This window comes from Breoghania corrubedonensis (assembly GCF_003053845.1).
In the GTDB taxonomy this organism is placed as follows: Bacteria; Pseudomonadota; Alphaproteobacteria; order Rhizobiales; family Stappiaceae; genus Breoghania; species Breoghania corrubedonensis.
The window spans coordinates 487,257-499,081 of record NZ_QAYG01000002.1 but is presented as its reverse complement, the minus strand read 5'-3'; the positions used below and the strand labels follow the sequence as shown (position 1 = coordinate 499,081).

The window sequence follows — 11,825 nt, the reverse complement described above, 5'->3', positions numbered from 1 at the left end:
GAGAATCAATGTAACAGCGCGTTAAGTCCGCCCGTGTACTGTGTATGTTCTGGGCGGGTTTCCGGGCAATGGATTGTGTGTGCATGACGGATCGGTCTCCCGCGTTGCAAAGCCATGTCGGCGTGCCCTGTGCGCGCCGGGCTTTCGCGCGCGCGTGCGCACTCGCATGCCATGCCGCCGCTTTCCTGCTTCTCCTCATTGTTGCGTTGATCGCACCCGTTTCCGGCGGATTGTCGGCGGCGCAGGCGGCCGATCGGCCCGTGGCGGATGTCGAGGCGCTGAAGGAGGACGGCTTCGGCCGCATCGTCATCACCTTTCGCGACCGCACGCTGCTGCCGGCCTACGATGCCCGCATCTCCAGCGGCGTCTTGAGCGTCACCTTCCCCGAGCCGGTCGATCTTGAGTTGCAGGGTTCGATCACGAACGCACTTTCCGATTATGTCTCCGTGGCGAGGCTCGATCCGGACGGGTCGGGGCTGCGGCTGGCACTTTCGGGCGATGCGCGCATCAACACGATGGAGGCGGGGGAAAAGCTGTTTGTCGACGTGCTGCCGGCGAACTGGTCCGGTATGCCGCCGAGCCTGCCGGACGATGTGGTCAAGGATCTGGCCAAGCGCGCGGAAGCCGCGATTAAGAAGCTTCGCGAGATGGAGCAGGCCGCGCTTGGCAACCGGAAGCTTCCCGGCGTCGTGCTGCGCGTTGGCGAGCATCCGACCTTCACGCGTCTCGTCTTTGAATGGACCGTACCGTTCGACTCGCAGTTCGTGCGCGAAGGCGATGTGGTCAAGGTGCTGTTCAATCACGCCGTCGATCTCGATATTTCCGATCTCAAGGTACATCTGCCGCCGGGCGTGGTGGACGCGACCTCCTTCAAGGCCGAGGATCGGCTGAACTTCCTGTTGCGCGTCAATCCATCCGTCGATATCCGCGCCTTCCGTGAAGGCGACAACTATGTGATCGATGTGGTGAACGGCCAGGTCGGTCCCTCCGATCCGGTCAACGCCAAGGTGGCCGATGTGCTGACCAACGGCACGCCACGCGGCGCGAGCGAGGTCGTCACCGCGTCCGGCGTGGACGATACACCGTCGCCCGCCGATGACCGGGCAGAGGATCCGGAGGCGCAGCCGGCCGAAATCGTCGCGGCCGATGCTCTGGTGGCCGCGCAGAACAATACGCCGTCCGCACAACCGCAGGCGCCCGCGTCCCCCGCCGCGGAGCCGGCACCGACGCCTGCCGTTGCCCCGGCGCCGGCCGAGACGAAAGCCGCTCCGAGCGCCGCAAGTGCCGCGCCCGCTGCGAACGATGTTCCTGCACCCGCCGCACAGGCGGTGCCGTCTCCCGCCCAGGCAGCCGCTGCGCAACGCGGGCCGGAGCCGACCCCGGTTTCCAAGCCCGTGAGCGCGCCGGAAAAGCCCGCCGTGGCGCAGGACACACCCGCCGCGCCGCAGCCCGAACCAGCCGCCCCGAAGATGGCCGAAGCGCCCGCGCCCGCACCGGCGGAGCCCGCGCCCGCACCTGTTGCGGCACAGGCCGAGCCCGCGCCCTCAAGCGAGCAGGCGGCATCCGCGCCCGCACCCGCCAGGTCCGCGCCGCCGGCGGGCGACGACATTTCCAAACTGATCACCGAAAACACGTTCCAGCCGGATGGCCGGGTGGCCCCGCCGCCCGCGAGCCTGCCGGACGCCCGGCCAAATCCGGAACTCGTCAACGATGACCAGTTCGCCGCGATCCGCAATTTCGTCAGCGTCGAGGCTCGGCGCATCGGGGACACGGTTCGCGTCGTCTTTCCCTTCCTCGATCCGGTCTCTTCGGCAGTGTTCCGGCGCGGCGATACCTTGTGGCTGATCTTCGACACCGATGTGCCAATCGATCTGGGCGCCGCACGCACGGCGCTGAAGGGCATGGCCACGTCGATGGAGATCGTCGAGCACGGCGACTGGCAGGCGGTGCGCGTCAGGCTTTCAGACCGCGTCCTGACGACGGTGGGGACGGATGGGCCCGGCTGGATCCTGACCATCGGCGAGATGATCCTTGAGCCGACGAAGCCGGTGGAAGTCAACCGCAACATGCGCGGCAATGGTGGCTCGATCCTTCGCATCCCCTTTGGCAAGCCGATTGCCCACCACACGTTCACCGATCCGGTGATCGGCGACAAGATCGAGGTCGTCACCGGCTTCGGCCCGGCGCGCGGTCTCATCAAGGGGCAGTCCTTCGTGGATCTGGCGACCCTCGCCTCCGCCCACGGTATCGCCCTTGTGCCCCATGTGGACGATCTCGACGTTGTCTTTTCCGGCGACGATGTGCTCGTCCAGCGCAAGGAGGGAGGCCTGTCGCTTTCGGGCGCCAATGCGCGCGGAGGCGCCTATCTCGGCAATGGCGATCAGAACACCACGCCGAGTTACGGCGACCTGACGCGGCTCGTCACCAACAGCACGACGGAATATGTCCATGAACTGCGCCGCCGCGAACAGGCGCTGGCCGCGCTGCCGGAAGCGGAGCGCGGACCGGCGCGGCTCGATCTCGCGCAATTCCAGGTCGCCAACAGCTTTGCCGCCGAGGCGCTTGGCATGCTGGATCTGCTGAAGGCCGACGATCCTGCGATCGTCAACGATCCCGTCTTCAACCTGACCAGCGGTGCGGCCAACGTGATTGCGGCGCGGGCGAAGGAAGCGCTCTCCTATCTCGAGCAGCCCGTGCTGGAAGACAGCCCCGATGCGGCGGTGTGGCGGATGATGGCGGATGTCGCGCTGAACAAGTGGGCCGATGCGCGTGTCGCCCTGCCGCGCGCCCAGACGGTGATTGGCAACTATCCGGCGAATTTTCAGGCGGAATTCAATCTTTCCGGCGCCAAGGCTCTGGTGGAGCTGAACGATTTCGGTGCGGCCTCGGGCTTTCTGTCCGAGCTTGACCCCAACACGCTCACGAAGTCGCAGGCGGCACGCTACGATGTGTTGCGCGGCCGGGTGGCGGATGCGGCGGGGCGCTCGGAAGAGGCGTTGCGCGCCTTTGACATCGTGGCCCGGTCCTCCGACCGCCCGCGCGCGGCCGAGGCGACCTACCGGATGCTGCGCATCCGCTACCGCGACGGCGGCATCGATGCGGAGGAGGCCAAGAAACGGCTGGAAGGGCTGACCACCATCTGGCGCGGCGACGAGACGGAACTGAAGTCCTTGCGCTTCCTGGCTCAGCTCGCGGCGGAGAATGGCGACTATCGCGAGGCCTTCGAGGCGATGCGCGCGGCGGTGGAGGCCAATCCCTCGGCGCAGACGACCCGGCTCCTGCAGGAGGAGATGAACGCGGTCTTTTCCTCGCTGTTTCTTGACGGCAAGGCGGACGAGATGGAGCCGATCGACGCGCTGGCGCTCTACTACGATTTCCGGGCGCTGACGCCGATCGGGGCCGATGGCGACGAGATGGTGCGCCGCCTCGCCGACCGGCTGATCTCCGTCGATCTGCTCGATCAGGCGGCCGAGCTTCTGCAATATCAGGTGGACCACCGGCTGAAGGGTGTGGCGCGAGCGCAGATCGCGGCCGACCTGGCGCTGGTCTATCTGCTCGACCGCCAGCCCGAGCGCGCGCTGTCCGTCCTCAACCGCACACGTCAGGCGCAATTGCCCAAGACGCTCGACCGGCAGCGTCGTCTGGTGGAGGCGCGCGCGCTGGCCGATACCGACCGGGCCGATCTCGCCATCGAGCTCGTCTCCAACCTGCGCGGACCGGAGGTCGACCGGCTGAGGGCCGACACGTTGTGGCAGGCCAAGCGCTGGCAGGAGGCGGGCGAGCAGCTTGAGCGCATGCACGGCGTGCGGTGGTCCGACGATCTTCCGCTGGAGGATCAGGAGCGCCTGGATATCCTGCGCGCGGCGATCGCCTATTCGTTCGCCGGCGACCAGCTCGGCCTCAACCGGCTGCGCTCCAAATACGTGGCGAAAATGGCCAACAGCCCCAGCGGCGCGGCCTTCGAGGTCGTGACCCGGCCGATCGCCAGCAAGGGCGTGGAGTTCATGAGCGTGGTGAAGAACATCGCGGCGGTGGACACGATGGAGAGTTTCCTGACCGAGTACCGCCGTCACTATATGAATTCCGACCGTACCAACGAGACGCCCGTCGGCATGGCCCAGTCGGGTTCCAACGCGTCGTAGGGCTTGTTTGCGGTATCCGCGCGCATCGACCGGATAGATCGACGCGCATGGCCTCGCGGCCGCGCGTTTCCGTTCGCGGTTTCCTTGTCCGTCATACACGGTGAAAGTCAGGGGGTATTACCCTCAGGCTCATCGCTTGCGGGTGCCGGCAATGGATTGCCTGGACGGAGCCGGGCAATGACGGTTGTTGGAATGGGGCGCATGGGGACCAGAGCAGGAAGCGGAGCCGCGTAACCGGACAGCACTGCTGCTGCGGATGACGGCGCGACCTCCTTCAGAAGACCCTGGCCAATCTCCGGCCCTCTCAGGTTCGCGTTAACGGTTCCTGCCCTTCGCCGGGCCTCACCCCCCCGCGAACGATCTCACAAGGCTTCCCGCGATCAGGTTCCAGCCGTCGACAAGCACGAAGAAGATGAGCTTGAACGGCAGCGAGATCACCACCGGCGGAAGCATCATCATGCCCATCGACATCAGCACCGAGGCGATGACGAGGTCGATGATCAGGAACGGCAGGTAGAGCAGGAAGCCGATTTCGAAGGCACGGCGCAGCTCACCGATCATGAAGGCCGGGATGAGCACGCGCAGAGACAGGTTCTCGGGGTCTGCCGGCGGCTCCTGGTTCGCCATTTCGAGGAACAGGGCCAGATCGTTCTCGCGCACGTTCGCCCGCATGAACGCGTGGAAGGGCACGGCGGAGCGTTCGAAGGCCTGCTCGAAATCGATCTCGCCGGCCACCAGCGGCTGCACGCCGGTATCGTAGGCGGTCTGGAATGTGGGGGCCATGATGAAGGCCGTGAGGAACAGCGCGAGGCTGATCATCACCGAGTTCGGCGGCGCGGTCTGCAGGCCGATGGCCGAGCGCAACAGCGACAACACCACGATGATGCGCGTGAAGCTCGTCACCATGATGAGGATCGACGGCGCGAGGCTCAGCACCGTGATCAGGGCGACGAGCTGGACCGCGCGTTCGGTCAGCGTCGTGTTGTCGTCGAAGTTGATCGTGACCCCTTGCGCCCACGCGGCGCCGGCCGTGATCGCGACAACGGCTGCCGCCGCGATCGCGATAGCGGCCGGACGGCCGATGCGGCCGGGTCGCAGCCTGGTCATGACTTGGTGTTTCCGCCGATCTCCTTGAGGAGCTTCGCCATCTCTTCCTCGATCGTGTCGATGGTGACGTCTTCGCTCGGAGCCGATGTGTCTTCCGCGTCGTCCTTCGCGGCGTGGGAGACGGGATCAGGCGTCTTTCCGGCCGCTTTCGTCTCGGCGTCGGGCTTGGGCGCAGCTTGTGCGGGAGAGGGTACGGGCGTGGTGTCCGCGCGCATTCCCGCACCGGCCGGCGGCGTCGGTGCCGCCTTTTCCTCACGCGCAGCCTGAGCGGGCGGGGCAGCGGGGCGCGGCGCGGGTTGCGCGGGGGCGGCGGGTGCAGGCTTCGCCTCCGCTTCGGCGGCGCGCCTTGCCTCGCCGGATGACGCCTCTTCGGCCGCTTCGTGGGCCTTTGCCGCAACCGGTATCTGCGTCGAGGGGGCGGCTTCCGGCTTGCCGGCGGACGCGGGCGTCCCGGGTTCTTCGGCCGGCTTGGCCACAGCCTGCGGTGCTGCCGTTTCGGGCCTCGCCTCTTCGGCCTTCGCGGGTGCGGGAGCTTTCGCGGGCGCAGGCTTTGCCGGCTCCGGCCCAAGCAGCGCTTCTTCGAGGCTCGCGGTCAGATCCAGCTCGCCACCGGTGGCCGTCGGCTTTGCCGGCGCTTCCGGGGGTGTCGGTTGGGGAACCGGCGCGGTTGCCGCCTGGGCGGCGGTCTGTTGCGCGGCCTTAGGCGTCGCCTCGGGCTCTGCGGCGTTTCGAGCCGCCTCGGCGGGGGCTGGGCGTTCGGCCGCGGGGGTGGCGGCCGTCGGCGTCTCTTTCGTCGCCTCTGCCGGTGTCTGCTCCGCGGGAACCGCGCGCGGCGTGCTGCGCGACATCTCGAAACGCGGCTCCTGGCGTTGCTCGGTTCTCGCCGGGGCGCCGTTACCGTTGCCGTTGCCATTTCCGTTCGCGCCGCCATTGCCTTGCGTCGGCGCGCGATACGGCTGGTTCAGGCTGCCGAAGGAGGGGGCAGGCCGATGGTTCTCGGCGCGCTGGTCCGCACGGGGCTGGATACGCGGAGGATGAACCGGGTCGCGGCCCGGAACCTGCGCGGATGCCGGGGCCTGCGGCTGCTGGGACTGCGGCGTCTGCTGGGACTGCGGTGGCTGCTGGGCGTGCGGCTGAGAGGGCGCCTGCGTCTGAACGGGCGCCGGGGCATCGGGACGCGCCGGCGTTTCGGGCGCGCCGCGCCCGGTCTGGGATGTCTCGGCCGGGGCCTGGTCCGTGCGCTTGTCGCCAAAGCTGGTGCGGAACCGGGCGACGGCCTGCGCGGCACCGGCAACGGCGGAGCCGGCGCGCATCATGCCGGCGGCAGGGCGGCGCGCGGTGGAGGCATCATCCTCGCCGCTCGCCGCAGGTTTGGCGGCGTCCTGTTCCGATCCCGTGGCCTGTTTGCCGTCGCTCGGGTGCGGCGTGGTGCGCTGCTGGCTGTCGAACGGCCACAGGCGCTTGCGCGGTTCCTGGGCCTCGGGCTGTTGTGCGGCCGGGCCGGCCTGTTCGCGATGGTTGTTATCGAGAGCGCCGGTTTCGCGCCGCTGCGCGTCGCGGGTCGTCTCGGCCGCTGCGGGCTGGGGCCGCGCGCGGGCGGGCTGCTGGTCGGCGGGATGCAGCGGCATCACCTGCGGCTGCGGCGGGCGCTGTTGCGCGTGACGTTGCGTCTCTGTGGCCGAGGAAGGAGCCGGAGCCGTTGGCGAAACCTGCGGCTGGGCGGCGGAGGTTTGCGCATATGCGCCGGGCACCTGCTGCGGCGCATGGGGCTGCTGCGGGTGTTGCGCGGGCTGCATCTGCGGCTGCTGGCGCACGGGCTGTTGGCCAGGATGCTGCTGACCGGGGTGCTGTTGATTGGGGTGCTGCGGGTTCTGGCGCTGCTGAACGGTCTGCTGGGGCTGCGGCTGCATCTGCGGTTGCTGATGATGGCCCTGTCCGGCACGCTGGAAGCCTGCGGCCGGCTGGCCGCGCATGATGTTCTGCTCCACCACCACGTCGGAAGGGCCTCCGACCAGCAGCAGATGCTCGATATTGTCGCGCCGGATCAATATCAGCCGGCGGCGGGCGTCGAGTGCGGCGTGGTCCATCACGGCGATGCGCGGCTGGCGATTGCGCGGCGCGCGTCCGATGCCGCCGCCGGAAATGCGCCGCATGATCCATATGAAGATGGCGATCAGCCCCAGAACGATCATGAGGGCGATGACGAATTGCAGCCCGCGGGCAAAACCGGGGTCGAGGTTGAATGCCTCCTCCAGCCAGTTGTTCATAAAGTCCTCACTGTCGTTTTTACGCTGCCCGTTGTTCGCCAGTACGCGGGGCATTGAGTCGCCACCGCATCCTATTCGGAGTTTCTCTTACAATCTTGGCGTCGCTTTGTCCCGTTTTTGAGCAAATTCGCGCGATGCGCGCCCCGTTCATCCAAAGGGATTTGGCCTGCCGGGCCCGGCGCGATGCCGCAGATCCCGGCCGCCGGGCGGTGGAGCGGGGCCAGGGCCGGTCCGCAGGCTCGGGCCGGCTCGCGGGCACGTGCGCGTCGATGTTCATGTTCGGGTTACGTCCGCTTCCTGTCGTACTCCCTGAAGGGTCGCGGGTAAGGTTAACAGATATGGGAAAAATTTGCCGGTCAGAAACATTGCGGATGGCAGGCACGATACATCGCGGTAAGGGAAAAGGCGTGCGTTCGCGCCAATCCGTGGTTAGCAAAAACTTAACGGTGTTAACACCTCGTTAACCTTATAGGCGGCAGGATGTTCCAGATGTTAACGGCGTCCCGAACGTCCCAGGAGCGGCCTCATGGGCATTTCAGACCTTTCCGTCTTCAAGGCGCTGAAGACGAAGATGCAGTGGCATCAGGAGCGCCAGCAGGTGCTGTCGGAGAACGTCGCCAATGCCGATACGCCCGGTTACATCGGCCGCGATCTCAAGGCACCGAAATTCAGCGATTCGCTCAATCGCAGCGGTGTGAGGCCGGTGACGATGGCGGTGACGGAGCCCGGTCACATGCACGCATCCAGCAGCAGGGGGCTGGGCGATCCGCGCAAGGTCGGCTCTTTCGAGGTCACGCCGGACGACAACTCCGTCGTGCTGGAGGAGCAGATGATGAAGGTTACGGCCAACCAGATGGATTATCAGGCGGCCACGACCCTCTATTCGCGTGGGCTCGGCATGCTCAAGACCGCCATCGGTAAGGCCTGACGCCTGAAAGCAAGGCCTGACGCCCGAAAACGGACGTGCGGACGAGATCCGCGGGAGATCTTGAATGGACTTTCTCAAGTCGCTGATGATCGCCGCCTCCGGCCTCAAGGCCCAGAGCGGGCGCATGCGCGTCATCGCGGAAAACATCGCCAACGCTGATTCCATAGGTCGCACGCCGGACGAGGATCCCTATCGGCGCAAGATCGCGACCTTCCAGTCCCGGCTGGATCGCGAACTCGACGCCAAGACGGTGCAGCTCGGCCGCATCCAGGAAGATCGCTCCGACTTCAAGACGCGCTATGAGCCGGGCAATCCGGCCGCCGATGCCGACGGCAACGTGCGGCTTCCCAATGTCGACACGCTGATCGAGACGGTCGACATGCGCGAGGCCCAGCGCTCCTACGAGGCCAACCTGAATGTCATTCAGTCGACGCGGCGAATGCTACAGCGAACCATAGATATCCTGCGCGCCTGACCGGCGGCGCATGAATTCCAGAGACCCACGCGAGGCGCGAGCTTCGCAAGACAGCCCACGCGAAACCGGACACTTAGGCCATGACCCTTCCGTCTATCGCCGCCAACGCCTACCAGAACGCCGCCCGTCTCGCGGGGCAGGGCACCTCGCTCAAGACCGAGATCAAGGACCCCACGACGCCGAACTTCGGCGACATGGTCAAGTCGGCTGTGGAAGGGGTGGTCGAACAGGGCCGCGAGGCGGACAACAAGACCGTCGACATGATGAACGGCAAGGCCAATGTCGTCGATGTGGTGACCGCCGTTTCGGAAACGGAAGTCGCCCTGCAGACGATGGTGTCCGTTCGCGACAAGGTGATCTCCGCCTACGAAGAGATCATGCGGATGTCGATCTGATCGATCAGATCGATCGCGGTGGCGGACCGCTGAGCCGGCGGTTCGGCATGGTTTGCCCGATGGGCAGCGCGCCGCCCGTCCTTTCGAGATGACGCTGACGCCGTTCGCGATGACCATGCGCTGTTCGAGATGACACTGGCGCCGTTTTGGGCCGTGCTTGTCCACTGGCCGGGATGACCGATAATTCTGCGCACTTTGCCGACTCTGCCTAAGGTGGTAAGTGGTTTTTAACCATCCGCATCCGGCGAAGGCCAACAGTAGAACGGGAAGATCCGACCGTGAACGGACCGGAAGTGCTCGATATCGGCCGTGAGGGCTTTTTTGTCCTGATCAAGATGCTGACGCCCGTCATGGTGGTGGGGCTTGGTGTCGGGCTTATCGTGGCGCTCTTTCAGGCGTTGACCCAGATCCAGGAAATGACCCTCGTCTTCGTGCCGAAGATCCTCGCGATCTTCATCACCTTGATGCTCGTCCTGCCGTTCATGGGGCAGGCGCTGGCGACCTACATGAACCAGATCATGGCTCTGGTCATACAGGGCCAGGGCTGAAGGAGCGGCGGGTGACTGTCTCCTTCCTGCCCCAGATCGCGCTTCTCTTCATGCTGATCTTCGCGCGGCTCGGCACGATGCTGATGCTGCTGCCGGCGCTGGGAGAATCCAACATTCCGCCGCGCATCCGGCTGTCGCTGGCGCTGCTTCTCGCCATGTTGCTCTATCCCTCGCTTGCCGGGCGCTATCCGGGCGCGGTTCCGGGCAATTTCGGCGCGTTGATCGTGATGTTCGCCAGCGAATTCGTCGTCGGTCTGTTCATCGGCCTGTCGGTGCGCCTGATCATGGCGGGTATCCAGATCGCCGGCACCATCATGGCGCAGCAGTCGAGCCTTGCCATGGCGATGGCATTCGACCCGACGCAATCGCAGCAGGGTGTGCTGTTCGCCAACTTCCTGACGCTGCTGGCGGTGACGCTGATCTTCGCCACCAACCTGCACTACCTGGTCATCGCCGCGCTCAACGACAGCTTCACGCTGTTTCCGCCGGGCCACTGGATGCCGGTGGGCGATCTGGCGGAAAGCGCGGTGGAAACGGTGGCGGCCGCATTCTCCATCGGCATGCGGATCTCCGCGCCCTTCATCGTCTTTGGCCTGGTCTTCTATTTCGGGCTGGGGCTGCTCAATCGGCTGATGCCGCAGATGCAGATCTTCTTCATCGCCATGCCGGCGAACATCTTTCTCGGCATCGGTTTGCTCATGCTGCTGCTGGGCACCCTTATGACCTGGTACATGAGCCATATCGAGCAAGTGCTCGGCCGGTTTGTGGTGCGCTAGGGGGAGGGTGCCATGTCCGACGCGGATCAATCCGAAAAAACGGAAGACCCGACACAAAAGAAGCTCGACGATGCCCTGAAGCGCGGCGACGTCGCCAAGAGCCAGGAAGTCTCCACCTGGTTCTCGCTTGTCGGCGCGGCGCTGATCGTGGCCATCTTCGCGCCCTCCATCGCGGGCACGCTCGGCCGCGGCATGGCGGGGATACTGGCCAATTCCTGGGAGATCCCGGTCGATACCGGCGGGATGCGCAAGCTGTTCCTTTCCTCCGGCATGATGATCTTCGCCGCCGTCGGTCTGCCGTTCCTGTGCCTGGTGATCCTGGCGCTGGCGGGCAACCTGGTGCAGCACCGCTTCGTGTGGTCGGGCGAGAACATGAAGCCGAAACTGTCGAAGGTTTCGCCGCTATCGGGCGCCAAGAGGATCTTTTCCAAGGACAGTCTCGTCAACTTCACCAAGGGGCTGATCAAGATCGCCGCCGTAGGCACGCTGATGTTCGCGGTGCTGTGGCCGATGCGCGACGAGCTGGACACCATGGTCATGCGCGACGTCGTCATGATCCTGCCGGAAACGCGCGAGATCTCGCTGCAGCTTCTGGGCGCGATCATCGCGTTGATGGCGGCCGTGGCGGCGGGGGACTTCCTGTGGCAGCGCCACAAGTGGTACGAGCGCCAGAAGATGACCGTGCAGGAGGTCAAGGACGAGTACAAGCAGTCGGAAGGCGACCCGATGGTCAAGGGGCGCATCCGCCAGATCCGGATGGAACGCTCCAGGAAGAGGATGATGGCGGCGGTGCCGAGCGCGACCGTGGTCGTCACCAACCCGACGCACTATGCTGTCGCCCTCAAGTACGAGGATGGCATGCAGGCGCCGCTGTGCGTGGCCAAGGGCTCTGATCAGGTCGCGCTGAAGATCCGCGAGATCGCCAAGGCCAACGATATTCCGATCATCGAGAACCCGCCGTTGGCGCGAACGCTGCATGCCCAGATCGAGGTCGATCAGGAGATCCCGGAAGAGCACTACCGCGCGGTCGCGGAGGTCATCGGCTATGTCCTGCGCCAGCGCAACACGAAATCGTGGCGCGACAGGTGAGGCGCGGCGAACGCGGCATCAACTTGACGCGCCGGTTTTTGGGGAAGGCGCGTGAATTGCGTGGGAATCGTGGTATCCGTCAGCTTCGCGCCGGCCTA

9 protein-coding genes are annotated in these 11,825 nt (G+C 65.8%); 7 read left to right on the top strand and 2 right to left on the bottom strand.

The annotated features are described in order from the left end of the window. The first annotated feature begins 83 nt into the window (after nucleotides 1-83). Nucleotides 84-4,142, top strand: a complete 4,059-nt coding sequence (locus tag C8N35_RS10390) for a tetratricopeptide repeat protein (RefSeq protein WP_210203473.1) — start codon at nucleotides 84-86, stop codon at nucleotides 4,140-4,142. Between the two features lie 342 nt (nucleotides 4,143-4,484). Here C8N35_RS10390 and fliP read toward each other — a convergent pair whose 3' ends face one another. Together fliP and C8N35_RS10380 are read right to left on the bottom strand one after the other, a co-directional pair. Continuing rightward, a complete protein-coding gene (gene fliP / locus C8N35_RS10385) occupies nucleotides 4,485-5,249 on the bottom strand; it encodes a flagellar type III secretion system pore protein FliP (RefSeq protein WP_107989599.1) in 765 nt (254 codons plus the stop codon). Then, nucleotides 5,246-7,516 (bottom strand): flagellar biosynthetic protein FliO, encoded by a 2,271-nt coding sequence (locus C8N35_RS10380; RefSeq protein ID WP_170122067.1) that lies wholly within the window; start codon nucleotides 7,514-7,516, stop codon nucleotides 5,246-5,248. The genes fliP and C8N35_RS10380 overlap by 4 nt, the downstream gene beginning before the upstream one ends. Nucleotides 7,517-8,042: 526 nt before the next feature. On the opposite strand from C8N35_RS10380, the gene flgB reads away from it, so the two are divergent. The 6 genes from flgB to flhB all read left to right on the top strand — a co-directional run bounded on the left by flgB (nucleotide 8,043) and on the right by flhB (nucleotide 11,727). Continuing rightward, a complete protein-coding gene (gene flgB / locus C8N35_RS10375) occupies nucleotides 8,043-8,444 on the top strand; it encodes a flagellar basal body rod protein FlgB (RefSeq protein ID WP_107989597.1) in 402 nt (133 codons plus the stop codon). 64 nt (nucleotides 8,445-8,508) lie between these two features. Then, nucleotides 8,509-8,919, top strand: coding sequence for a flagellar basal body rod protein FlgC (gene flgC / locus C8N35_RS10370; protein ID WP_107989596.1), 411 nt, complete (start codon nucleotides 8,509-8,511; stop codon nucleotides 8,917-8,919). Between the two features lie 80 nt (nucleotides 8,920-8,999). Beyond that, the gene (fliE, locus tag C8N35_RS10365) at nucleotides 9,000-9,314 is read left to right on the top strand and encodes a flagellar hook-basal body complex protein FliE (RefSeq protein WP_107989595.1); all 315 of its coding nucleotides are present in this window, start codon (nucleotides 9,000-9,002) and stop codon (nucleotides 9,312-9,314) included. 278 nt (nucleotides 9,315-9,592) lie between these two features. After that, nucleotides 9,593-9,862, top strand: coding sequence for a flagellar biosynthesis protein FliQ (gene fliQ, locus C8N35_RS10360; protein WP_107989594.1), 270 nt, complete (start codon nucleotides 9,593-9,595; stop codon nucleotides 9,860-9,862). A gap of 11 nt (nucleotides 9,863-9,873) precedes the next feature. Then, nucleotides 9,874-10,638: a flagellar biosynthetic protein FliR gene (fliR, locus tag C8N35_RS10355; protein ID WP_107989593.1), complete on the top strand. Its 765-nt coding sequence runs from the start codon at nucleotides 9,874-9,876 to the stop codon at nucleotides 10,636-10,638. Between the two features lie 12 nt (nucleotides 10,639-10,650). After that, nucleotides 10,651-11,727, top strand: coding sequence for a flagellar biosynthesis protein FlhB (gene flhB, locus C8N35_RS10350; RefSeq protein WP_107989592.1), 1,077 nt, complete (start codon nucleotides 10,651-10,653; stop codon nucleotides 11,725-11,727). Nucleotides 11,728-11,825 lie beyond the last annotated feature (98 nt).